Source organism: Hylemonella gracilis ATCC 19624, from assembly GCF_000211835.1.
In the GTDB taxonomy this organism is placed as follows: domain Bacteria; phylum Pseudomonadota; class Gammaproteobacteria; order Burkholderiales; family Burkholderiaceae_C; genus Hylemonella; species Hylemonella gracilis.
Genome location: NZ_AEGR01000055.1, coordinates 36,874 through 58,758, shown reverse-complemented (window position 1 = coordinate 58,758; position 21,885 = coordinate 36,874). Strand labels below are relative to the sequence as shown.

Genomic DNA, 21,885 nt, shown 5'->3' with positions numbered 1-21,885 from the left:
GGAGGCCGCGAGCCGCTGGCGGTGCAGGTGGGTGAAACCTTCTTCGCGCTGCGCCAGGTCGAGGCGCACTGTGTCGAGGTCCGCCTCGAGGCGAGCGCAGAGTTGGACGCAGCAAGGCGGTCCGCATGAGCGCCGAAACTTTGCGCATCGCCCTGGTGGGCAACCCCAACTGTGGCAAGACGGCGCTGTTCAACCTGCTCACCGGCGCGCGCCAAAAAGTTGCCAACTACGCGGGCGTGACCGTGGAGCGCAAGGTCGGCAGCGCCACGCTGGCCGACGGCCGCACGGTGTCCTTCATCGACCTGCCCGGAGCCTACAGCCTGACGCCGTCCACGCCGGACGAGGCGGTCACGCGTGACATGGTGATGGGCCTGCGCGCCGACGAGCCGGCCCCGGACGTGATCGTTGCCGTCGTCGACGCCACCAACCTGGTGATGAACTTGCGCCTGGTGCTGGAGTTGCGCCGCCTGGGTCGGCCCATGATGGTGTCCGTCAACATGGCCGACGTGGCGCGCGCCCGTGGCCTGGCCATCGACATCGCGCGCCTGTCCGCCGAGCTGGGCGTGCCGGTCGTCGAGACCGTGGCGGTGCAGAGCCGGGGCCACGCGGCCCTGCTCGCGGAACTGGAGCGGCAGGCGCAATGGTCGCTGCCGTCCCAAGCCGAGGCGAAGGACCAGGCGCTCAGCTTGCCCGAGGCACAGCGCGAGGTGCGCCGCATCCTGGCCGTCGCGGCGCCGGGCGCCGCCCAGTTCAAGCGCTTCAACCACCGGCTCGACGCCGTCGTGATGCACCCGGTGTGGGGGCTGGTTCTGCTGGCGGGCTTGCTCTTCCTGATGTTCCAGGCGGTGTTTTCCTGGGCCAGCGTGCCCATGGACGCCATCAACGACGCCATGGCCTGGGCGGGCGAAACGCTGAGCGCCCACATGGCCGACGGTCCCTTGCGCAGCTTGCTGGTCGACGGCGTGATCGCGGGCGTGGGGGGCGTGTTGGTCTTCCTGCCGCAAATCCTGATCTTGTTCCTCTTCATCCTCGTGCTGGAGGATTCGGGCTACCTGCCCCGCGCCGCTTTCCTGCTGGACAACGTGATGGGCAAGGTGGGCTTGTCAGGCCGGGCTTTCATCCCCCTGTTGTCGAGTTTTGCCTGCGCCATCCCCGGCATCATGGCCACGCGCACCATCCCCAACTGGCGTGACCGGCTGGCCACCATCATGGTCGCGCCGCTGATGACTTGCTCCGCGCGGCTACCGGTGTACGCCTTGCTGATCGGCGCCTTCGTGCCGCAGCGCACGGTGGGCGGCGTCAACCTGCAGGGGCTCACGCTGTTCGTGCTCTACATCGCGGGCGTGCTTTCGGCCATGGCCGTAGCCTGGTTGCTCAAGCGGGTCTGGATGAAGAGCAGCTACCAGCCGCTGATGCTGGAACTGCCGCCCTACCGCTTGCCGAACCTGCGCAATCTTGCGCTGGGCTTGTGGGAACGCGCGCGCATCTTCCTGCGCCGCGTGGGCACCATCATCTTCGCCCTGACGGTGTTGTTGTGGTTCCTCTCCACCTTCCCGGCCCCACCCGAGGGCGCCACGGGCCCAGCCATCCAGTACAGCCTGGCGGGGTACCTGGGGCGTGCGCTGGAGGTGGTGTTCGCGCCAATTGGCTTCAACTGGCAGATTTCGATCGCCCTGGTGCCGGGCCTGGCCGCGCGCGAGGTCGCCGTGGGCGCCCTGGGCACGGTGTACGCCCTGTCGTCCACGGGGGAAGTGGCCGATGCGCTGGCGCCCGTGATCGCCCAGACTTGGTCCATGGCCACGGCCTACGCCCTGCTGGCCTGGTTCGTGTTCGCGCCGCAGTGCATGTCGACGTTGGCCGTGGTGCGGCGCGAGACCAACGCCTGGCGCTATCCGCTGATCATGGCCGCCTACCTGTTCGCGCTGGCTTACTTCGCGGCCTTCGTGACCTACCGCGTCGCCCTGTGGCTGGGCGCTTGAGCCGGGAGCATCGTCATGCAGACCATCGTGGTGGCCTTGATCGTGATCGCCTGCTTTGCCTACGCGGCGCAGGCCTTGATGCCGACCGTCCTGCGCCGTGGGCTCGCGCGCTGGCTGGCCGCGTGGTCGCATTGGCCCGCGCCCTTGGCGACCCGCCTGCAGCGCGCGGCCCGCGCGCCCATGACCGGCTGCGCTTGCGAGGGCTGTGATCGCTCGGCCCCAGGGGCGAAAGCGGCGGCAACCTCGGTCGCCCGTGTACCGGACGCACCTCAGCCCGTCCACGTCTTGCGCCGCCGTTCATGAACACCGTGCGCCTGCCCTCCGGCGAGCAGGTCGCTGCCCTGGGCCAGGGCACCTGGTACATGGGCGAGGACCGCGCTGCCCGCAAGGCCGAGGTCGCTGCCTTGCAAGCGGGGCTGGACCTGGGCCTCACGCTGATCGACACCGCCGAGATGTACGCCGAGGGCGGGGCCGAGGAGGTGGTGGGCGAGGCCCTCGCCGGCCGACGCGCGCAGGCCTTTCTCGTCAGCAAGGTCTACCCGCACAACGCCTCGCGCGCCGGCGTGATCGCGGCCTGCGAGCGCAGCCTCCAACGATTGCGCACCGACTGCATCGACCTTTACCTGCTGCACTGGCGAGGCGAGCATCCCCTGGCCGAAACCGTGGCGGGCTTCGAGGCCTTGCGAGCCGCGGGCAAGATCCGGCACTGGGGGGTGAGCAACCTCGATTTCGCCGACATGAAAGCCCTGTGGCGCGTGCAGGGCGGCACCGGCTGCGCCGCCAACCAGCTGCTCTACAACCTGGGGCGGCGCGGCATCGAGTGGGACCTGCAACCTTGGCTGCGTGAGCACGGCGTGCCGGTGATGGCGTATTCGCCCATCGAGCAGGCGCGGCTGCCGCGCCATGCCGGTCTGCGCGCCTTCGCCCAGAAGCACGGCTGCACCCCCGCCCAGGCCGCGCTGGCCTGGTTGCTTGGGCAGGACGGCGTCATCGCGATCCCCAAGAGCGCCAACGCCACCCACCTGCGCGAGAACGCGGCCGCGCGCGAGTTGCGCTTCACCCCGGCGCAACGCGCCGAGCTGGACGCGCTGTTCCCGCCGCCGCGTCGGGCCATGCCGCTGGAGATGCTCTGAATCGATGAGCGGGCTCTGAGACAATCGCCCGCCATGAAGATTCATCTGCGCAAGATTCTGGTCGCGCTCGGCCTGGCCGTGCTGTTCGTCGGTGGGCACCGCGCCTGGGGCTGGGGCGGCGTGGCCCTGGTCGCGGGCGGCATCGTGATGTGGCTGCTGCTGCACTTCAACCGTTTCATGACGGTGATGCGCCGCGCCAGCGAGCGTCCGCTGGGGTACGTGGACAGCGCCGTGATGCTCAACGCCAAGCTGCGGCCGCGAGTCTCGCTGCTGCACGTCATGGCCCTGACCCGCGCCCTGGGCGAGCTGCGTTCGCCCCAGGGTCAGCAACCCGAGGTCTACCGCTGGACGGACCCGGGCGGCTCCTGGGTCGAGGCGGAGTTTGCCGACGGCCAGCTGGCCCGTTGGACGATGTGGCGGCCCCAGCCAGAGGATGAGGGCGAAACCGCGGCCCCAGCCGACATGCCGTCCGCCTCGTAAAATGGCCGGCTCGCGCCTTTTTTGCTTGCCTTGAATGTATCGGGGCAGGGCGTCTTGATGCAGTGCAATAGCAGAGGAAAAGTTTCATGAGTTCCCTACCGACCTCGATGGCCGACCGCGACGGAAAAATCTGGTTCGACGGCAAGCTGGTGGAGTGGCGCGACGCCAAGGTTCACGTCCTGACCCACACCCTGCACTACGGCTGCGGCGCCTTCGAGGGCGTGCGCGCCTACAACACGGTCAACGGCACGGCGATCTTCCGTCTGCAGGAACACACCGAGCGTCTGCTCAACAGCGCCAAGATCCTGCGCATGAACGTGCCCTTCACGGCCGAGCAGATCAACGAGGCCCAGAAGGAAGTGGTGCGCGTCAACAAGCTGCAGAGCTGCTACATACGCCCGCTGACCTGGATCGGTGACAAGAAGCTGGGCGTCAGCCCCAAGGGCAACACCATCCACCTGATGGTGGCGGCCTGGGAATGGGGCGCCTACCTGGGCGAGGAAGGCCTCAAGCGCGGCATCCGCGTCAAGACCAGCAGCTATGCGCGCCACCACGTCAACATCACCATGACGCAGGCCAAGGCCGTCAGCAACTACAGCAACTCCATCCTCGCCAACATGGAAGCCACGGAAGACGGGTATGACGAGGCCTTGCTGCTCGACACCGCGGGTTTCGTGGCCGAAGGCGCGGGCGAGAACATCTTCGTCATCAAGGGCGGCGTGATTTACACGCCCGACTTGTCGGCGGGTGCCCTCAACGGCATCACGCGCAACACCGTGCTGCACATCGCCAAGGACCTGGGCCTGGATGTGGTGCAAAAGCGCATCACGCGCGACGAGGTCTACATCGCCGATGAAGCTTTCTTCACGGGCACGGCCGCGGAAGTCACGCCCATTCGCGAGCTGGACCGCGTGCAGATCGGCGCTGGCGCGCGGGGCCCGGTGACGGAAAAGATCCAGAGCGCTTTCTTCGACATCGTGAACGGCCGCAACGCCAAGTACGCGCACTGGCTGAGCAAGGTCTGATCACGGGAGCGGCGCGCCACCGACCCTCCGCGCGCCGCGCCAACCAGAGACCACGGACTAGACACAAGGTGAGACACCATGAGCAAGCCCATCGTTGAATTGCTGGCCAAGGACCTGAACGCCCACGGCGGCGTCTACTGCCCCAGCCCCAAGGCGGACATGAAATTGTGGAACAGCCACCCCAAGATCTACCTGGACGTGGCCCATACCGGCGAAGCCAAGTGCCCTTACTGCGGCACCGTCTACCGCCTGAAAGCGGGCGAGCACGTCGCCGCCCATCACTGAGGTCGGCGGCGGCGCCGCTGCTGTTAAGGCCCGCCGTCTTGCGCGGGGACGAAAAAAAGCCGCTCTTGCGAGCGGCTTGTAAAGTCCTCGGAAGGACGTCGTTGGGAGCGCCCATTGTCCAGGGCTTGGAAAGGATGAACTATCCCCCCGATGGGGGAAATGGCGCCGATCCAGGCCCCGGATGGCACGATGCGTCGGCATCTGGAACGCAACGAATCCGCATGCTGATCAGGTCCACCTGGTTTGCGATTGCCATTGCGATTGCGGTTCGCGACACCGCCGTTCCTCGGCCGCTCGCCGTGCCATGGGCTCAGGCGCGGTCAGGCCGTCGGCGTGTGCGACGCTGGTGTCGCTACTGGTTTCAGAGGCAGGCGCAACACGAAGCATGCGCCTGGCCCGGTGCCGCGAGCGCTGGTCGCAGCGTCTGAGCTCTCGACCTTGTCCTCGCCACCCAGGTTCCCCGTCGGCACAGGGGCATCCTCGCAGTGCACGGTGCCGCCGTGGCGTTGGGCGATGGTGCGCACCAGTGCCAGCCCCAGGCCCACGCCGCCTTCGCGCTCGGACGCGCCAGGCAGCCGGAAGAAGGGCTCGAAGATTCTTTCACGCAAGGCCTGAGGAACCCCAGGCCCCTGATCGCAGACGCGCAGCTCGACCATCGGCGTGCCGCCCGGCGACCCCTGCGCAGCGGTGCTGGCGGGGACAGGGTCAGCCTCGACTTCCACGATCTTCAGCGTCAGGGTGACCCAACCCGCGCCATGACGGCGTGCGTTCTCCAGGAGATTGCGCACGGCACGGCGCAGCAAGCGGGGCTGGCCCACGACATCGTCGAGCAAGCGCAGGCTGCGTGTGTCGGCGGGCGGGTCGAGCTCGGCGTCCGTGCGCGCGCATTCCTCCGCGGCCAGGCCCAGCAGGTCGATGGGCTCCAGCGGCCCCAAGGCGTCGGGGCTGCCGTCCAGGCGGCTGGCCAGCAGGATTTCGTCGATCAACTGGTCCAGTTCGCGGATGTTGCGGGTGATCTCTTCGTACGCGGCCGGATTGGGTTGAGCCTGCGAGGTGGCGCTGGCCGGTTTCTGCAGCAACTCCAGGCTCATGCGGATGCGGGCCAGCGGCGACCGCAGCTCGTGAGAGGCATTGGCCAGCAAGGTTTTGTGGGCCACAAGCAGCGCCTGCACGCGCGACGCGGCCACGTTGAATCGTTGGGCCAGGAAAGCCACTTCGTCCTGTCCGTCTTCCGGCAGGCGCCGCGCCAAATCGCCCTCGCCCCAACGCTCCACGCCCAGTTGCAGGGTTTCAATGCGCTGCGTGAGTTGGCGCACGACTGGCCAGGCGCCCAGCGCCACGGCCGCGGCGATCAGCACCAGCAGCACCAAGAGGCCGGGCAGGCTGTAAGGTGGCTCCCACCACGCGGGCGGAGGCGGGCTGCGCATGTCTCCGCGCGGTGGCGCGGGCAGCCAGATGTGCAGGATCTGACCGTCGCGCATCGGCACTTCGAAATTCAGGCCAGGGCCAAAGTTCGCGCCGTGCACCGGGCGCGGCGGTGTGGGTGAGGGACGCAGGGTCAGGGCCCGGCCCAGCACCTCGCCTTCGGCGTTGCGCAGCACGATTTCCCGGCCCGGGCGTTGAGCGCGATCGCTCTCGCGCGCACGCTCGGCTTGCACCCGTTCGATGTGCGTGATCCACGCGAAGATCAGGGTGAGCACGCCAATGGCGCCTACCACGGCTAGCCACAGGCGCAGGTAGAGGCGGTGGACTGGCGCGATCTTCATGGCCGACGGGGAAGGCATGACCAGGCGCGCGAAAGCGCCCTCAATCCTGCTGGCGAGCGAAGACGTAGCCCACGCCGCGCACGGTGAGGATGCGCTTGGGTGCCTTGGGGTCGGCCTCGATGGCCGCGCGGATGCGGCCCATGTGCACGTCGATCGAGCGGTCGAAGGCCTCCAGCTCGCGGCCGCGCACCGCTTCCATGATCTGCTCGCGCGTCAGCACGCGGCCCGCGCGCTCCGCCAGCGTCACCAGCAAGTCGAACTGGTAGGAGGTGAGTTCACAGGAGCGCCCTTGCACGGTCACCGTGCGTGCGTCGCGGTCGATCGTGAGCGAACCAAAATGCAGGGGCGGATGGCCGCTGCCTGTGCCCTCGTCCGTGCTCAAGGAGGTGCTGGATTGGGCATGCCGGCGCAGCAGGGCGCGCACGCGCGCCAGCAGTTCACGCGGTTCGAAGGGCTTGGCCAGGTAGTCGTCGGCCCCGATTTCCAGACCGATCACGCGGTCCATGGGGTCGCCCTTGGCCGTGAGCATGAGGATGGGGGTGTGCGCCGTGGCGCCGGGCAGGCTGCGGATGCGGCGGCAAATGTCCAGCCCGTCCATGTCCGGCAGCATCAAATCCAACACGATGAGTTGCGGCGCTTGCTCGGCGCCCTGGGGCGAGGCCCCCAGCTTGGCCAGCCCCGCCGCGCCCGTGCCGGCATGTTGCACGGCGAAACCCGAGGGGGCCAGGTAGTCACGCACCATCGCCGCCAGCCGGGCGTCGTCCTCGATCATCAGCAGGGGCGTGGGGCTCATGGCGGCGAGTGTATCCATCCCCGCCATGGTGCAATCCGGGGATGAGCCCGGCTTGTCGTGGCCGTAAAGAAAGGTAAAGCGGGTCAGCCCTTGCGCTCTACCCTGGACGCCAAGGCCACGAGCACCAGCACGGGCACTCCCAGCAGCGCCGTGCTGGTGAAGAAGGTGCTGTACCCCCAGGCGTCCACGAATTCGCCCGAGAAGCCCGCGACGAACTTGGGCGCGAGCGCGTACATGGAACTGAACAAGGCGTATTGGGTGGCTGAATACGTGACGTTGGTCAGACCGGAGAGGTAGGCGATGAAGGCCGCCGAGGCCAGGCCGGAGGCCAGGTTGTCCGCCGAGATCACGTAGATCAGCGACGTCACGTCATGCCCCCGCGTGCTCAGCCAGGCGAAGAGCAGATTGGTCGCCGCGCTGAGCACCGCGCCCAGCATCAGCACGCGCATCACGCCCAGGCGCAAGGCCAGCGCGCCGCCCAGGAAGGAGCCGGCCAGCGTCATCAAGAGGCCGTAGATCTTGGTGACGGCGGCCACTTCGTCCTTGCTGTAGCCCATGTCCACGTAAAAGGGATTGGCCATGATGCCCATGATCAAGTCGCTGACGCGGTAGATGGCGATGAGCGCGAGGATGAGCAGGGCCTGCCAGCGGTAGCGGCGCACGAAATCGAGGAAGGGCTCGACGATGGCGTCGCGCAGCCACGCCAGCGGGCCGGGCGCGGCAGGGGCCTTCGCCGCGGCCAGGGAGACGGCCGGTGCCAGCAGCACGGTCAGCATGCCCGGCAGCATGCTCGCCGCCATGACGAGATAGGCCGTGGTCCAGGCCGCGTTCTGATAGACCGGTGTCGCACCGGGCAGGGTCGCCATTTCCGCCCGCGCCGCCAGCCAGAGCACGCCGGCCCCGGCCCAGATCATGGCCAGCCGGTAGCCCGCCTGGTAGGCGGCGGCCAGCGCGGCCTGGCGTTCGGTGCTGGCGGATTCGATGCGGTAGGCGTCCAGCGCGATGTCCTGGGTGGCCGAGGCGAAGGCCACCAGCACCGCGAAGCCCGCGACGGCGTGCAGGCCCTGCCGCGGATCGGCCAGCGCCATGCCGATCAGTCCGCCCGCCACACCCAGCTGGGCCAGCAGGAGCCAGCCGCGCCGCTGGCCCAGCCAGCGGGTCAGGCCGGGCAGAGGCAGGCGGTCCACCAGCGGCGACCAGATCCATTTGAAGCCGTAGGCCAGGCCGATCCAGCTCAAGTAGCCGATGGTGGCGCGGTCGATGCCCGCCTCGCGCAGGCGAAAACTCAGCGTGCCCAGCACCAGCAGCAGCGGCAGTCCGGCGGCGAAGCCCAGGGCCAGCATGCGCAGCGTGGCGGGTTCCAGGTAGATCCGCCAGGCGGCCAGCCAGCCCAGTTTGTCGGAGGCGTCAGTTTGCGCGGGGGCCGGATGCTCGGAAAGGGGCTTGGACATCAGGGCATCATACGTGGGGGCTTGGCCGGTGCGGACGAGCGTGGACGAGCATGGACGCACAGGCCGCGCTGTGGTTTTTTCATGGCGCCTGTCCTTGCGGCATGATTGGCGGACCATGAAAAAAGGCAATTCCATCCTGAATTCCCTCCTGATCCGCACGCTGCTGTGGGCAGCGGCTTGTGCCTCGGTTTCGGCCCATGCCGAAGAGCAGAAGCTGGGTGTGGACGTGGGCAAGACGTCGGCGTTCACCAAGCTCGCGCCCGCCGAGGACGTCGAGAAAATGGCGCTCACCCAGTACCAGCAGCAGCTCGACGAGGCGCGCAAGAAGAACGCCCTCGCGCCCGACGATGACCCCCAAGTGCGCCGCTTGCGCGCCATCGCGGACCAGATCATTCCCCATGCCCTGAGCTGGAACCCGCGCGCCAAGAACTGGAAGTGGGAAATCAACCTGATCGTCAGCAAGCAGGTCAACGCCTACTGCATGCCGGGCGGCAAGATCGCCTTCTACACCGGCATCCTGGAGCAACTCAAACTCACCGACGACGAGGTCGCCATGGTCATGGGGCATGAGATCGCGCATGCCTTGCGCGAGCACGCCCGCGAGCGCATGGGCAAGAGCCAAGTCACCAACGGCATCGCCCGGGTGGGGGGCGCGGTGGCTTCCGCCTTGTGGGGCATCGACCCCAACCTGACCGAGTCCGTCGCGCGCAGTGGCGCGAACCTGCTGACCCTGAGCTTCAGCCGGGACGACGAGAGCGAAGCCGATCTGGTCGGCATGGAACTGGCCGCGCGCGCGGGCTACGACCCCCGTGCTGGCGTGACGCTCTGGCGCAAGATGGGCAGCGCCAGCAAGGGCGCGCCGCCGCAGTGGCTGTCCACCCACCCCTCGGGCAAGACGCGCATCAAGGAAATCGAAAAAAACCTGCCCCGGGTTGAGCCGCTCTACGAGCAGGCGAAGCGGGGATAGATTCCGACAGGACTGTGCAGGAAGCAGCTTGCGCCAGACCAGCACAGGGAGCGAGGACGCCGTGGAACCAGCTTTGCTGGGCCACTGGCGTCGCCTCTTGAGGGGGTGGCGCAGCGAACGCCGTGAGCGCAGCGTGGGGGGAACTTTTTACGTCCCACCCACGAACGGGTTGGTCTCGCGTTCTTGTCCGAAGGTGCTTTCGGGTCCGTGGCCGGGGATGAACACGGTGTCGTCACCCAGAGGCCAGAGCCGCTCGGTGATGCTGCGGATCAGGTCGCCGTGGTTGCCGCGCGGAAAGTCCGTGCGCCCGATGGAGCCTGCGAACAGCACGTCGCCGACGAAGGCGCGGTGCGCCTCGGGTGAGTGGAACACCACGTGGCCCGGCGTGTGGCCGGGGCAATGCCGCACATTGAGCGTGCAGTGCCCGATCTGCACCGTGTCGCCATCGTGCAGCCAGCGCGTGGGCACGAAAGGCTCCCCTGCGGGCATGCCGAAGCGGCGACCCTGCTCGGCCAGGCCATCGATCCAGAACTGGTCGTCCGGGTGCGGACCGATGATGGGCAGGCTCAGCGCGCGGGCCAGTTCCGCCGCCGCGCCCGCGTGGTCCAGGTGGGCGTGGGTGATCCAGATGGCCTTGAGCGTGACGCCCGCCCCGCTGGCGGCGGCGGTGATGCGGGGCAGGTCACCGCCGGGGTCGATGACGGCGGCGTCCATGGTCTCGTCGCACCAGACGATGGTGCAGTTCTGCTGGAAGGCAGTCACGGGGACGGTCAGGTACTGGAGCATGGTGAGGCACTGGGTTCAAAGCGGCCGGGCCGAAACGGTGTTGGACAGCGATGCTATCCAAAACTCTGCCGCGCCGGACTCGGGACTGGCCCGATGGGCGCCCGCCGAGACCCGTGCAGTCAACGTAGCCGATGACCCGGCGGAAGCGGCACAATGGCAAGCATGAGCGCCGCTTACTCCCGGCTCCTGCCACTGGACGACGACCTGCGTGCCGTGTTGCACAACGAGGTGCACGCCCGTCCGTCCGCGCGCATCCGCCTGCCTGCCCTGGTCATCTACGTCGCCGTTCTCAACGCGGGCGTCAGCCGTGAGCAGGAATGCGCGCACCTGCGGCGGCTGCCGGGTCAGCAGGGGCTGACGCTCGATGCCTTGCAGGCCAATTTCCTGCGCCTGCGTTTCGAGGGTTACACCGTCAAGTGGGAACGGCACACCGAATACACGCGGTATTCCCTCGTGCAGCCCTTGCCCGCGCATGCTGTCCTGGGCGCAGCCGAACCCGATGTGTCCTCGGGCCTCGTGCTGCCGCCGAACTGGTTGCGTGACATTCCCGGGCGCGTCTTCGCCGCCATCGAGCTGGCCATGGTGCACGGTGATCTGAGCACCCCCGAAGCCACCATGGCCCAGGCGCGCCGCTGGTTCGGTGAGCGGGTGGTGGTGGCTTCCATCATGGGCAACCAGGGCCATTCCTGGGCCGTGACCGACTTCCATCTGCGCGAGAGTGGTTTCGAGCGTTTCCTCGTGATCGCTCCGCCCGCCACGACCGAGACCCGTGCCGGTCGCATTTCCCAACGCCTGCTGGAACTCGAAACCTACCGCCTGATGGCCTTGCGCGGCCTGCCCGTGGCCAAGGACCTGGGCACCATGCTGGGCGAGGCCGAAGCCGCGCTGGCGGGCATCACGGCACGGCTGGAGAACAAATCTGCCTCGGAGCAGGAACTGCTGGACACCCTGATCGGCCTGGCCGCGCGCATCGAACGCGCCATGGCCGAGCATGACTACCGCTTCGCGGCCACCCGCGCCTATGCCGCCATCGTGGACCAGCGGCTCGAAGAGCTGCGCGAGCAGCCTGTGTCTGGCACCCAGACCGTGGGCGAGTTCCTGCAGCGTCGCCTTTCGCCCGCCATGGCGACCGTGACGGCCACCGCGCAGCGGCTGTCGTCCTTGTCCGCGCGGGTGGCACGCGCCAGCGCCCTGCTGCGCACGCGGGTGGACATCGCCACCGAGGCGCAAAACCAGCAACTGCTGGAGAAGCTCACCCGCGGGCAGGAACTGCAGCTGCGCCTGCAGACCACGGTGGAAGGTCTGTCGATCGCGGCGATCTCTTATTACGTGGTCAGCCTGCTGGTCTATGGCGTCAAGGCCCTGAAGGCGACGGGCCTGCACGTGGATGTGGAAATCGCCACCGGTGCGCTGATCCCCTTGGTGATCTGGGGCGTGTGGCGCGTCACGCGGCGCATCCACCAGAAGTTGAAGGCGGGCGACACGTAGTCCACTGGGCGCCGCGCGCGGTGAATGGCACGCGGCCGATCGGTGCAGCCGTGGCCTAAGCCGCGAGAAAACGCTGCAGCGCTTGAATGACCCGCCCGGCTTGTTCGTGCACGATCCAATGCGTGGCTTCGGGCACCCGTTCCAGCGTGAGTTGCGGGATGTAGTCTTCCAAGCCCTCGATGAGTTCCGGTGGCAAAGCGGTGTCGCCCAGGCCCCAGAGCACCAGGGTGGGCACGGCGATGGTCAACATCTCGCGCGGCAGTTCGATCTGGCTGGCCGCCGCGTCCTCTGGCCTGGGCGGGCGCAGCGGCGAGGCGCGGTAGTAGTTGAGGCCGCCCGTCAGGCCCTGGTCCCAGACGGCTCGGTAGCGTTCTTTCAGTTCATCGGTTAGCCAGCCGTAGCCATCTTCACCCGCACCCAGGTTCAGGAAAAAGTCCCAGAGGCGGCGGTAGTCGTCCTCGGCCAGCAAGGCTTCGGCATCGGGCCGGATCAGAAAGTTCATGTAAGCGCTGGCCGCTTGCTGCTTCGGATTGTTTTTCAGCTCGCGCAGAAAGGTGCCCGGGTGCGGCGAGTTGAGTATGGCCAGGCGCTGGATCAGCGCGGGTTGTTGGTTGGCCAAGTTCCAGGCCACGGCGCCGCCCCAGTCGTGCGCGACCAGGCAGGCCAGGGGCTGGCCGGGGGATTCGACGGCGATCAGGGCCGCGATGTCTTGCACCAGATGCTTGGCGCGGTAGGCGGCGGGTTCTGGCGGCGCGCTCGAGCGCTCGTAGCCGCGCAGATTGGGCGCCACGCAGCGGTAACCGCCGTTCTCAGGCCGGGTGAAATGTTCGAGCAGTTCGTCCCAGACGAAAGCCGCTTCCGGAAAGCCGTGCAGGAAGAGCAGCACAGGTCGGCCGGGGGTGCCCGAGGCGCGGCAGCTCAGGTGAATGCCATGGGGCAGGGCTTGTAGCCAGGTCTCGATCATGGGCGTGCTCCGCAGGATGGTCCGCGGGGATGTTAGTCCCCGGTCCCGCGGCCGTCCGTCCCGCAGTGGACAAGAGGTGCGCCTTTTTCTTGTCAGATCGTCAGGTCGTACCTGACCGACAGCGGCGCGTGATCGCTGAACTTCTCGTCCTTGTAGACGCCGGTCTGGCGCGCCAGCGCCGCCAGGGCGGGCGTGGCCAGGTGGTAGTCGATGCGCCAGCCGACGTTCTTGGCGTAGGCCTGACCGCGGTTGCTCCACCAGGTGTAGGCGGTGTCGATGGCCTCGGGTTCCAGCGTGCGGTAGACGTCGACCAGGCCGCCCTGCTGCGGGTCCAGCAGCTTGGTCATCCAGGCACGCTCCTCGGGCAGGAAACCGCTGTTCTTGAGGTTGCCCTTCCAGTTCTTCAGGTCCATCTCCTTGTGCGCGATGTTCACGTCACCGCAGAGGATGAATTCGCGCTGACCGCGCAGCGACTGCAGGTGCGCCCACATTTCGTCGAGGAAGCGGAACTTGGCCTGCTGGCGGTCTTCCCCCGAGGAGCCGCTGGGGAAGTAGCAACTGATCAGTGAGAGCTTGCGCTTGGGCGTGTCGTAGCGCAGTTCCACCCAGCGGCCTTCGGCGTCGAACTCGGGCGAACCGTAGCCGATCAGCACATCGCTGGGCGCGTGTTTCGTGTAGACGGCCACGCCCGAGTAGCCCTTCTTCTCGGCGTAATGGAAGTGGCCTTGCAAGCCGGCGAGCTGCTCGAACTTGCCGGCCACGTCCGGCGCCTGGGCCTTGACTTCCTGCACGCAAATACAATCCGGGCGCGTCTTTTCAAGCCAGGCTTCCAGCCCCTTGCTGGTGGCGGAACGGATGCCGTTGAGGTTGAGACTGACCAGATTGAACAAGGATGTTGTAGCCATGGCGGGTGAAGAAAAGAAGGAAGCGTTGGCCCAGGAGTTCGTGGCCTTCGCGGTGGAATGCGGCGTGCTGCGCTTTGGCGAGTTCAAGACCAAGGCGGGGCGGCTCTCGCCCTACTTCTTCAACGCGGGCCTGTTCGACGACGGGGCCAAACTGGGCCGGCTCGCGGAATTCTATGCGGCTGCGCTGCTGGACGCGATGCGCGAGGGCGGGCTGGAATTCGACATGATTTTTGGCCCCGCCTACAAGGGCATTCCGCTGGGCGCGGCGGTGGCGGTGGAGCTGGCGCGGCGCGGCCACAACCGGCCCTTCGCCTACAACCGCAAGGAGGCCAAGGACCACGGCGAGGGCGGCTCGCTGGTCGGTGCGCCGCTCAAGGGCCGGGTGCTGATCGTGGACGACGTGATGTCGGCCGGCACGGCGGTGCGCGAATCGATCGCCCTCATCGAGGCCGCGGGCGCCCAGGCCCACGCGGTGGTGATCGCGCTGGACCGCCAGGAGATGGCGACCGAGAACGGCGCCGACGTGCCCTACAGCGCCGTGCAGTACGTGCGCGATCGCCTGGGCATGCAGGTGGCCACCATCGCCCGTCTGGAAGACCTGCTGCGCTACTTGGAGTGCCAGGGTGCCGGGGCCTCCGGCGCCGACCACGCGCGCGTGCTCGCTTACCGACAGCGTTACGGCGTCGCCCAGTAGCGGCCGCGGGCGGTCCAGGTCAGGGCCAAGGTTAGGGTGAGCCAGCGATGGCCAGCGGCATGACGCTTGCTTCCTTGCCATGAGACCCTGCCAACACCGCCATGTCTTCCTCGCTTGAAACCCCCGCGCAACACGAAGGCCAGTCCCTGGCCCATCCGCTGTGGCGCGACCGCCTGGCCCTCTTGCTCGAATCGACCGGCGAGGGCATGTTCGGCGTCAACCTCGCGGGGCGCTGCATCTTCATCAACGCGGCGGGTGCGCGCATGCTGGGCTACGAGCCGGTCGAGGTGATCGGCCGCAACATGCACGAGCTGATCCACCACACGCGCCAGGACGGCCAGCCTTACCACGAGCGCGACTGCCCGATCTTCAACGCCTTCCGCCAGGGCCAGTCCTGCCGGATCGACAACGAGGTGCTCTGGCGGCGCGACGGCACCAGTTTTCCGGCCGAGTACACCTCGCACCCGGTGGTCGACAACGGCATGGTGCTGGGCGCGATGGCCACCATCGTGGACATCACGCCGCGCAAGCAGGCGGCCGACGCCTTGCGCCGCGCCAAGGAGGAGCTGGAGTTGCGCGTCGACGAGCGCACGCGCGAGCTGTCCGACGCGCTGTCGCAGATGCGCAAACTCTCGGCCTGGCTGGACTCGGCGCGCGAGGACGAGCGCACGCGCATCGCGCGCGAGGTCCATGACGAACTGGGCAGCCTGTTGGTCGCGCTCAAGATGGACGTGAACTGGCTGGCCAAGCGCCTGGGCGAAACGCCCGCGCCCGACGAGGCCGACGCGCTGCGTGAACGCCTGCGCTGCAAGTGCCACGGCATGAGCCGCATGATCGAGAACGCGGTGGAGAACGTGGGACGCATCATCACCGACCTGCGCCCCAGCATCCTGGACCATCAGGGCCTGTGGGCCGCGCTCGAATGGCAGGCCCAGGAATTCGTGCAATCCGCCGAGCTGGACCTGACCTGGCAGATGGACGTGCAGGCGGGCGTCGAGCTGCCCGAGCCCGCGGCCATGGCGGTGTTCCGCATCTTCCAGGAAATGTTGAGCAATGTGGGCCGTCATGCCCAGGCCCGCGCTGTCGCCATCCGCATCGAGGCCGATGCGTGCCAGTTGCGCCTGAGCGTGCGCGATGACGGGCGGGGCGCGGCGCCCGAGGCCTTCGAGGCCGCCACGGCCTATGGCGTGATGGGCATGCGCGAACGCGCGCGCCACTTCGGTGGCCAGGTGACCATCGACAGCCAGCCGGGTCGCGGTACGACGTTCGCCTTGCTGATGCCGGTGACGCCATGAGCGAACTCCTGCGCATCCTGATCGGCGACGACCACCGCATCGTGCGCGAGGGCCTCAAGCAGATCCTGTCCGATGATCCGGGTGTGCAGGTGGTGGCCGAGGCCGCCACCGGCCCGGATGTGTTGGAACAGGTGCAGGTGATGGCTGATCGGCTGGACCTGGTGCTGCTGGACATCGCCCTGCCTGGTCGCGATGGGCTGGACGTGCTGCAGCAGTTGCGCACCGCGCACCCGCGCCTGCCCGTGCTGATGCTCAGCACCTATCCTGAGCGCCAGTACGCCGCGCGTTGCATCAAGCTGGGCGCAGCGGGGTACTTGAATAAGAGCGCTGACCCGGATGTGATGCTGGCCGCCGTGCGCAAGGCGGCGGCCGGCGGCGTGTTCGTCACACCCGCCGCGGCCGAGGCCTTGGCCGGCGCGGTGGCCGGGCGCGGCGGTGCGGAGGCGCTGTCACACCGCGAGCACCAGGTCTTCCGTCTGCTCATCCAGGGGCGCAGCGTGAGCGAGATTGGTGCGCAGCTGGGCCTCGCACCCAACACGGTCAGCACCTACCGGGCGCGCATCCTCGAAAAGACCGGAACCAAGAACGATGTGGAGCTGGCGCTCTATGCCGAGCGCGATGCCACGTCCCGAAATTTGTAGGGCCAGCCCTACAAGGCCGCGAAAAATCATCGGCGACTTTGCGCCGAAGTACCGCCAGCCGCGTGCAGACCACGCGACTGGCGCACGACTTGCGTAAGGACAGCATCTTTTCTTGAAAGAGGTGCGCCATGTCCCGACTGCCTGCCCAGCCCGTCTCGTCTGTCTCGTCCGACACGGATGCCCAGACCTATGCACCGTACGACGCGGACCGTCCGCTGATGCTGCGCTGTTCCTGCGGTCAGGATCACGCGCCGGCCGATCACGCTGCGTCGATGGCCGCCACGCGCAGCGCCTCGCTCGCGACCGAGGCCGAAGCCCTGTCGCGTGACTTCGTCGAGGCCAGCCTGATCAAGGCGATCTTCCCGGTCGACAGCGTGCGCCGTCGTTTCCTCAAGGCCGTGGGCGCGAACACCGCGCGCGCGGCCATCGCCTCGCTGCTGCCCGTGTCGGCCTTGCAGGCCATGGCGCAGGACAAGGGTGCGCTCGAGAAGAAAGACATCAAGATCGGCTTCATCCCGATCACTTGCGCCACGCCCCTCATCATGGCCCACCCCATGGGCTTCTACAGCCAGCAGGGCTTGAACGTGGAAGTGGTCAAGACGGCGGGCTGGGCGCTGATCCGCGACAAGATGCTCAACAAGGAGTACGACGCCACGCACTTCCTGAGCCCCATGCCACTGGCCATGAGTCTGGGCCTGGGGTCCAACCCCGCGCCCATGCAGGTGGCGGCGATCCAGAACACCAATGGCCAGGCCATCACCCTGGCGCTCAAGCACAAGGACAAACGCGATCCCAAGGACTGGAAGGGCTTCAAGTTCGCCGTGCCCTTCGACTATTCCATGCACAACTTCCTGCTGCGTTATTACGTGGCCGAGCATGGCTTGAACCCGGACACCGACATCCAAATCCGCGTCGTGCCGCCGCCCGAGATGGTGGCCAACCTGCGTGCCGGCAACATCGACGGCTACCTCGGCCCTGATCCCTTCAACCAGCGCGCGGTGTACGAGGAAATCGGTTTCATCCATCTGCTGACCAAGGACCTGTGGGATGGTCACCCGTGCTGTGCCTTCGGCACCAGCGCCGACTTCATTCAGCAGAACCCCAACACCTTCGCCGCCCTGTACCGTGCCGTGCTGACTTCGGCGGCCATGGCGCGCAAGGCCGAGAACCGCGAACTGATCGCCAAGACCATCGCGCCCGCGCAGTACCTGAACCAACCCGAGATCGTGTTGCAGCAGGTGCTGACCGGCAAGTTCGCCGACGGCCTGGGCAAGGTGCAGAACGTGCCCAACCGCGCCGACTTCGACCCCATGCCCTGGCAGAGCATGGCGGTGTGGATGCTCACGCAGATGCAGCGTTGGGGCTATCTGCAGGGCGATGTGAATTACAAGCAGATCGCCGAGAAGGTCTTCCTGCTCACCGACGCCAAGAAGCAGATGGCCGCCCTGGGTCAACCCGTGCCCGAGGGCAGCTACCCCAAGTTCAAGATCATGGGGCGTGAGTTCGACCCGGCCAAGGCCGCCGATTACGCCAAGAGCTTCAAGATCCGCAAGGCGGCGTGAACTCCCCCGATGGCATTCGCATGAAACGCGTACTGCAAGCACAGGGGCCACGCGCGGCCCTGTTGTCCCTGCTCCTGTTCCTGATGCTGGCGTTCGTTTGGCACGTCGCGACCGTGCCTGTGGCCTCCGCGGCGGGCGGGGCCGCCAACCTGACGCCCGAGGAAATCGAGTACCTCAAGATGATGGGCAAGGACCCGGGCGCGGCGGCGGGTGCCTCCGCGTCGGGCAAGCAAGGCGGTTTCCCCGCACCGGCCGAATTCGCGCGCACCGCGTGGAAACACCTGAGCAACCCCTTCTACGACAACGGTCCGAACGACAAGGGCATCGCGATCCAGCTCGGCCATTCGTTGGCGCGCGTGGGGCTGGGCTTCTTGCTGGCCTGTTTGGTGGCCGTGCCCTTGGGTTTCGTGATCGGCATGTCGCCCTTGCTGCGGCGCGCCCTCGACCCGTACATCCAGGTGCTCAAGCCCATCAGCCCCCTGGCCTGGATGCCGCTGGCGCTCTACACCATCAAGGATTCCTCGGCCAGCGGCATCTTCGTGATCTTCATCTGCTCGGTCTGGCCCATGCTCATCAACACGGCGTTTGGCGTGGCGGCGGTGCGGCGCGATTGGCTCAACGTCGCGGCCACGCTGGAAGTCAGCCCGCTGCGAAAAGCTTTCCTGGTCATCCTGCCCGCGGCCGCGCCCACCATCGTCACGGGCATGCGCATCAGCATGGGCATCGCCTGGCTGGTCATCGTGGCGGCCGAAATGCTGGTCGGCGGCACGGGCATCGGCTATTTCGTCTGGAACGAATGGAACAACCTCTCGCTGTCCAACGTGATCTTCGCGATCACCGTCATCGGCGTCGTGGGCATGCTGCTCGACCTGTTGTTCGGCCGCCTGCAGAAGGCCGTGACCTATGTGGAGTGAAGCTCGCAATGCTGCTCGCCATGAATCGCGCAACCCGGGTACGGAGCCAGTCGGCGTGAAGACCTTCCTCAAAATCGAAGGGCTGGCCAAGGCCTATGTGCCCGAGCGGCCGGTCTTCGCCGATGTCTCCTTCACGCTCGACAAGGGCGAGTTCGTTTGCATCATCGGCCATTCGGGCTGCGGCAAGACCACCATCCTGAATGTGCTGGCGGGGTTGGACCAGGCCAGCGCCGGCCATGTCTTCATGGACGGACGCGAGGTCTCGGGGCCCAGTCTGGAGCGCGGCGTGGTCTTCCAAGGGCACGCCTTGATGCCTTGGCTCAGCGTGCGGCAGAACATCGCCTTCGCCGTGCGCTCGCGCTGGCCGGAGATGAAGGCCGCCGAACTGCGCGCCCATGTGGAGCGCTACGTCGAGATGGTGGGCCTGAGCCACGCCATCGACCGCAAACCCAGCGAGTTGTCGGGTGGCATGAAGCAGCGCGTGGGCATCGCGCGTGCCTTCTCCATCGCGCCCAAGATGCTGCTGCTGGACGAGCCCTTCGGCGCGCTGGACGCCCTGACGCGAGGCGCCATCCAGGACGAATTGATGGCCATCGTGCGCCAGACGCAGCAGACCGTGTTCATGATCACGCACGACGTGGACGAGGCCATTCTGCTGGCCGACCGCATCCTGCTCATGCGCAATGGCGGCGAGCGTGAAGGCCGCTACCAGCCCGGCGGCATCGCCGAGGTGGTGGTCAACCCGCTGCCGCGTGATCGCCAACGTGCCGGGCTGCACCACCTGGACGGCTACTACGCGCTGCGCAACCACATCGTTGATTTTCTCGTTTCGCGCGCGCAGGCCCATTGAGGGCGCGCGCCGTTTTCCCCAACCCAGGAGCATTCCATGAACCGCAACGACGTCACCGAAAAAATCATCACCGTCAAGGTGTCCAAGGGCCTCAAATGGGAGGACGTGGCCGCCAAGGTGGGCCTCAGCAAGGAATGGGTCACCGCCGGCTGCTTGGGCCAGATGACCTTCGACGCCGCGCAGGCCAAGACCCTCGGCGCGATCTTTGGCCTGAACGAGGAGGAGCAAAAGTGGCTGCAGGTCGTGCCCTACAAGGGCTCGCTCACCACGGCCGTGCCCACCGACCCGCTGATCTACCGCTGGTACGAGATCGTCAACGTCTATGGCACCACGATCAAGGAGCTGATCCACGAGGAGTTTGGCGACGGCATCATGAGCGCCATCGACTTCAAGATGGACATCACGCGCGAGGCCGACCCCAAGGGCGACCGCGTCAACGTGCTGCTGTCGGGCAAGTTCCTGCCCTACAAGACCTATTGATCGTTTCAAACGACCGTGGGCGCTCAGCCGCCATGGCGTTCTCCACTGTCGAGATCGCCGCGGCCAGGGTGTGCAAGGTCGAGGCCAAGGACGCGTGCTGACGCAATCGGGTCCTTTCCGTGAGGCCATGCTCCAGCGTCTTCCATGAACTCGACCCCTTTTCCTGCCGCGACCACGACGCCAGCTTTCACGCCGCGCGTCATCACCCCCTCGCCAATGTCGGAACGGCCAGCGCACGTCCAGGGACTGTCCCTGGTCAATCTGGCCGCGCGGCAGCGCATGTTGTCGCAGCGCATGATTTTGCAAACCCTGCTGGCTTCACGCGGCGACGCGCAGAAACTGGAAGCCGCGCAACGCAGTTTGCACGTCTTCACCGAAAGTCAGCAGCATCTGCAAGACACCGTCTTGTCTTTGGACAAGGCTGCCGCCCAAAAGATCGCGGACACCTACCACGGCCCGAACGGCGTCGGCCCGGTGATTGCTGCCTTCATGCAGCTCATGCAGCGCACGCTGGAGCAGATCGAGCGCAAGGCTTCTGGCGTGGCCGAATCGCTGCTGGAACTCGTGGGCTTGATCGACCGCATCCTGGACGTGCTCAACACCGCGACCACGGCCTTCGACGAAGTGACCAAGGCCAAGTCCGATACCATGATGACGGAGCTCGTGGGCATCGTGGGCGATATCCAGAGCGTCGCCAAGGAAGCCAAGGTGGTGAGCTTCAATGCCCAGATCATGGCGGCGCGCGCGGGGCAACATGGCCGTGAATTCGCGGTGGTCGCCAACGTGCTGTCGGACATCACCGGAGAAATCGACCGCCTGACGCGCCAGGCGGTCACGCTCGCGGACCGGAGCCAGCGCGCGGTTTGAGTTGCAACACCTGAGGAGCTTTGCCATGGACCCGAAACCCCCCGTGCCCCCGTTCACGCCCGAGACCGCGGCGCAAAAAGTGCGCATGGCCGAGGACGCCTGGAATTCACGCGACCCGGACCGCGTGGCCTTGGTCTACACCGAGGACACGCGCTGGCGCAACCGCGCCGAGTTTCCGGTCGGACGTGAGCAGGTGCGAGCCTTCCTGCAGCGCAAGTGGGCGCGTGAGCTGGACTACCGCCTGATCAAGGAACTCTGGGCCGTCAGCGGGCACCGCATCGCGGTCCGCTTCGCCTACGAATGGCATGACGACTCCGGCCAGTGGTACCGCTCCTACGGCAATGAGAACTGGGAGTTCAACGAACTGGGCTACATGCAGCGTCGCTACGCCAGCATCAACGACCTGCCCATCAAGCCCGAGGACCGCAAGTTCCACTGGCCCCTGGGGCGGCGGCCGGACGACCACCCCAGTCTGAGTGATCTGGGTTTGTAAGCCCCGCCGGCCAATCCTTCAGGCGCGGTCGGTAGAGTGGCACAGAGTGCCAGCTTGCGCGCCGGCA

Annotated in this window: 23 protein-coding genes; 17 read left to right on the top strand and 6 right to left on the bottom strand. The window is 67.0% G+C overall.

What is annotated here, in order from left to right; genetic code table 11:
• Positions 1-125: 125 nt before the first annotated feature.
• From feoB to HGR_RS08300, 6 genes are all read left to right on the top strand, one after another.
• The gene (gene feoB, locus HGR_RS08325; protein WP_006297759.1) at positions 126-1,979 is read left to right on the top strand and encodes a ferrous iron transporter B; all 1,854 of its coding nucleotides are present in this window, start codon (positions 126-128) and stop codon (positions 1,977-1,979) included.
• A 15-nt stretch (positions 1,980-1,994) separates the two neighbouring features.
• Complete coding sequence (locus tag HGR_RS08320; RefSeq protein ID WP_006297757.1) at positions 1,995-2,282, top strand: DUF6587 family protein; 288 nt, start codon at positions 1,995-1,997, stop codon at positions 2,280-2,282.
• A complete protein-coding gene (locus HGR_RS08315; RefSeq protein ID WP_006297756.1) occupies positions 2,279-3,112 on the top strand; it encodes an aldo/keto reductase in 834 nt (277 codons plus the stop codon). The genes HGR_RS08320 and HGR_RS08315 overlap by 4 nt, the downstream gene beginning before the upstream one ends.
• A gap of 33 nt (positions 3,113-3,145) precedes the next feature.
• On the top strand, positions 3,146-3,592 hold the full coding sequence (locus HGR_RS08310; RefSeq protein ID WP_006297755.1) for a hypothetical protein: 447 nt from the start codon (positions 3,146-3,148) through the stop codon (positions 3,590-3,592).
• Between the two features lie 86 nt (positions 3,593-3,678).
• Positions 3,679-4,617: a branched-chain amino acid transaminase gene (locus HGR_RS08305; RefSeq protein WP_006297754.1), complete on the top strand. Its 939-nt coding sequence runs from the start codon at positions 3,679-3,681 to the stop codon at positions 4,615-4,617.
• A 78-nt stretch (positions 4,618-4,695) separates the two neighbouring features.
• Entirely contained in the window at positions 4,696-4,902 is a 207-nt protein-coding gene (locus HGR_RS08300; RefSeq protein ID WP_006297753.1) for a zinc-finger domain-containing protein, read from the top strand.
• A 320-nt stretch (positions 4,903-5,222) separates the two neighbouring features.
• On the opposite strand, the gene HGR_RS08295 is transcribed toward HGR_RS08300, so the two are convergent.
• From HGR_RS08295 to HGR_RS08285, 3 genes are all read right to left on the bottom strand, one after another.
• The gene (locus HGR_RS08295) at positions 5,223-6,686 is read right to left on the bottom strand and encodes a sensor histidine kinase (protein ID WP_006297752.1); all 1,464 of its coding nucleotides are present in this window, start codon (positions 6,684-6,686) and stop codon (positions 5,223-5,225) included.
• A 22-nt stretch (positions 6,687-6,708) separates the two neighbouring features.
• Positions 6,709-7,461 (bottom strand): response regulator transcription factor, encoded by a 753-nt coding sequence (locus tag HGR_RS08290; protein ID WP_006297751.1) that lies wholly within the window; start codon positions 7,459-7,461, stop codon positions 6,709-6,711.
• A gap of 83 nt (positions 7,462-7,544) precedes the next feature.
• A complete protein-coding gene (locus HGR_RS08285; protein ID WP_006297750.1) occupies positions 7,545-8,912 on the bottom strand; it encodes an AmpG family muropeptide MFS transporter in 1,368 nt (455 codons plus the stop codon).
• Positions 8,913-9,027: 115 nt separating this feature from the next.
• Between HGR_RS08285 and HGR_RS08280 the strand changes: the two genes are divergently transcribed.
• Positions 9,028-9,879 (top strand): M48 family metallopeptidase, encoded by an 852-nt coding sequence (locus HGR_RS08280; protein WP_006297749.1) that lies wholly within the window; start codon positions 9,028-9,030, stop codon positions 9,877-9,879.
• A gap of 147 nt (positions 9,880-10,026) precedes the next feature.
• Here HGR_RS08280 and HGR_RS08275 read toward each other — a convergent pair whose 3' ends face one another.
• Positions 10,027-10,665 carry an MBL fold metallo-hydrolase gene (locus HGR_RS08275; RefSeq protein WP_006297748.1) on the bottom strand — a complete coding sequence of 213 codons (639 nt, stop codon included), beginning with the start codon at positions 10,663-10,665 and terminating at the stop codon, positions 10,027-10,029.
• 162 nt (positions 10,666-10,827) lie between these two features.
• Here HGR_RS08275 and HGR_RS08270 point away from each other — a divergent pair, with 162 nt between their 5' ends.
• Positions 10,828-12,153 (top strand): DUF3422 family protein, encoded by a 1,326-nt coding sequence (locus tag HGR_RS08270; protein ID WP_138922448.1) that lies wholly within the window; start codon positions 10,828-10,830, stop codon positions 12,151-12,153.
• Between the two features lie 55 nt (positions 12,154-12,208).
• On the opposite strand, the gene HGR_RS08265 is transcribed toward HGR_RS08270, so the two are convergent.
• Entirely contained in the window at positions 12,209-13,117 is a 909-nt protein-coding gene (locus HGR_RS08265; RefSeq protein WP_006297746.1) for an alpha/beta fold hydrolase, read from the bottom strand.
• A 92-nt stretch (positions 13,118-13,209) separates the two neighbouring features.
• A complete protein-coding gene (locus tag HGR_RS08260) occupies positions 13,210-14,007 on the bottom strand; it encodes an exodeoxyribonuclease III (protein WP_006297745.1) in 798 nt (265 codons plus the stop codon).
• A 13-nt stretch (positions 14,008-14,020) separates the two neighbouring features.
• Here HGR_RS08260 and pyrE point away from each other — a divergent pair, with 13 nt between their 5' ends.
• The 9 genes from pyrE (at position 14,021) to HGR_RS08215 (ending at position 21,818) form a co-directional block, all read left to right on the top strand.
• Positions 14,021-14,716, top strand: coding sequence for an orotate phosphoribosyltransferase (gene pyrE / locus HGR_RS08255; RefSeq protein WP_006297744.1), 696 nt, complete (start codon positions 14,021-14,023; stop codon positions 14,714-14,716).
• Positions 14,717-14,817: 101 nt separating this feature from the next.
• Positions 14,818-16,011 carry a PAS domain-containing sensor histidine kinase gene (locus HGR_RS08250; RefSeq protein WP_006297743.1) on the top strand — a complete coding sequence of 398 codons (1,194 nt, stop codon included), beginning with the start codon at positions 14,818-14,820 and terminating at the stop codon, positions 16,009-16,011.
• The gene (locus HGR_RS08245) at positions 16,008-16,652 is read left to right on the top strand and encodes a response regulator transcription factor (protein WP_006297742.1); all 645 of its coding nucleotides are present in this window, start codon (positions 16,008-16,010) and stop codon (positions 16,650-16,652) included. The genes HGR_RS08250 and HGR_RS08245 overlap by 4 nt, the downstream gene beginning before the upstream one ends.
• 218 nt (positions 16,653-16,870) lie before the next feature.
• On the top strand, positions 16,871-18,214 hold the full coding sequence (locus tag HGR_RS08240) for a CmpA/NrtA family ABC transporter substrate-binding protein (protein WP_406564768.1): 1,344 nt from the start codon (positions 16,871-16,873) through the stop codon (positions 18,212-18,214).
• Between the two features lie 20 nt (positions 18,215-18,234).
• Positions 18,235-19,128 (top strand): nitrate ABC transporter permease, encoded by an 894-nt coding sequence (ntrB, locus tag HGR_RS08235; protein ID WP_039852963.1) that lies wholly within the window; start codon positions 18,235-18,237, stop codon positions 19,126-19,128.
• Positions 19,129-19,183: 55 nt separating this feature from the next.
• Positions 19,184-19,978: an ABC transporter ATP-binding protein gene (locus tag HGR_RS08230; protein ID WP_006297739.1), complete on the top strand. Its 795-nt coding sequence runs from the start codon at positions 19,184-19,186 to the stop codon at positions 19,976-19,978.
• Positions 19,979-20,014: 36 nt separating this feature from the next.
• Positions 20,015-20,458, top strand: a complete 444-nt coding sequence (gene cynS, locus HGR_RS08225) for a cyanase (RefSeq protein WP_006297738.1) — start codon at positions 20,015-20,017, stop codon at positions 20,456-20,458.
• 216 nt (positions 20,459-20,674) lie between these two features.
• Positions 20,675-21,325, top strand: coding sequence for a methyl-accepting chemotaxis protein (locus HGR_RS08220; RefSeq protein ID WP_006297737.1), 651 nt, complete (start codon positions 20,675-20,677; stop codon positions 21,323-21,325).
• 25 nt (positions 21,326-21,350) lie between these two features.
• Entirely contained in the window at positions 21,351-21,818 is a 468-nt protein-coding gene (locus HGR_RS08215) for a nuclear transport factor 2 family protein (protein ID WP_006297736.1), read from the top strand.
• Positions 21,819-21,885: the final 67 nt, after the last annotated feature.

Bases quoted from the DNA above. Each gene is read 5' to 3' on its own strand.
- HGR_RS08215 (WP_006297736.1), top strand. From the start codon at position 21,351: ATGGACCCGAAACCCCCCGTGCCCCCGTTCACGCCCGAGACCGCGGCG.
- pyrE (WP_006297744.1), top strand. From the start codon at position 14,021: ATGGCGGGTGAAGAAAAGAAGGAAGCGTTGGCCCAGGAGTTCGTGGCC.
- ntrB (WP_039852963.1), top strand. From the start codon at position 18,235: ATGAAACGCGTACTGCAAGCACAGGGGCCACGCGCGGCCCTGTTGTCC.
- HGR_RS08265 (WP_006297746.1), bottom strand. From the start codon at position 13,117: ATGATCGAGACCTGGCTACAAGCCCTGCCCCATGGCATTCACCTGAGC.
- HGR_RS08320 (WP_006297757.1), top strand. From the start codon at position 1,995: ATGCAGACCATCGTGGTGGCCTTGATCGTGATCGCCTGCTTTGCCTAC.
- HGR_RS08315 (WP_006297756.1), top strand. From the start codon at position 2,279: ATGAACACCGTGCGCCTGCCCTCCGGCGAGCAGGTCGCTGCCCTGGGC.
- HGR_RS08295 (WP_006297752.1), bottom strand. From the start codon at position 6,686: ATGCCTTCCCCGTCGGCCATGAAGATCGCGCCAGTCCACCGCCTCTAC.
- HGR_RS08300 (WP_006297753.1), top strand. From the start codon at position 4,696: ATGAGCAAGCCCATCGTTGAATTGCTGGCCAAGGACCTGAACGCCCAC.
- HGR_RS08240 (WP_406564768.1), top strand. From the start codon at position 16,871: ATGCTGCGCTGTTCCTGCGGTCAGGATCACGCGCCGGCCGATCACGCT.
- HGR_RS08220 (WP_006297737.1), top strand. From the start codon at position 20,675: ATGTCGGAACGGCCAGCGCACGTCCAGGGACTGTCCCTGGTCAATCTG.
- HGR_RS08310 (WP_006297755.1), top strand. From the start codon at position 3,146: ATGAAGATTCATCTGCGCAAGATTCTGGTCGCGCTCGGCCTGGCCGTG.
- HGR_RS08285 (WP_006297750.1), bottom strand. From the start codon at position 8,912: ATGTCCAAGCCCCTTTCCGAGCATCCGGCCCCCGCGCAAACTGACGCC.
- HGR_RS08290 (WP_006297751.1), bottom strand. From the start codon at position 7,461: ATGAGCCCCACGCCCCTGCTGATGATCGAGGACGACGCCCGGCTGGCG.
- cynS (WP_006297738.1), top strand. From the start codon at position 20,015: ATGAACCGCAACGACGTCACCGAAAAAATCATCACCGTCAAGGTGTCC.
- HGR_RS08280 (WP_006297749.1), top strand. From the start codon at position 9,028: ATGAAAAAAGGCAATTCCATCCTGAATTCCCTCCTGATCCGCACGCTG.
- HGR_RS08305 (WP_006297754.1), top strand. From the start codon at position 3,679: ATGAGTTCCCTACCGACCTCGATGGCCGACCGCGACGGAAAAATCTGG.
- HGR_RS08250 (WP_006297743.1), top strand. From the start codon at position 14,818: ATGTCTTCCTCGCTTGAAACCCCCGCGCAACACGAAGGCCAGTCCCTG.
- HGR_RS08245 (WP_006297742.1), top strand. From the start codon at position 16,008: ATGAGCGAACTCCTGCGCATCCTGATCGGCGACGACCACCGCATCGTG.
- HGR_RS08275 (WP_006297748.1), bottom strand. From the start codon at position 10,665: ATGCTCCAGTACCTGACCGTCCCCGTGACTGCCTTCCAGCAGAACTGC.
- feoB (WP_006297759.1), top strand. From the start codon at position 126: ATGAGCGCCGAAACTTTGCGCATCGCCCTGGTGGGCAACCCCAACTGT.
- HGR_RS08270 (WP_138922448.1), top strand. From the start codon at position 10,828: ATGAGCGCCGCTTACTCCCGGCTCCTGCCACTGGACGACGACCTGCGT.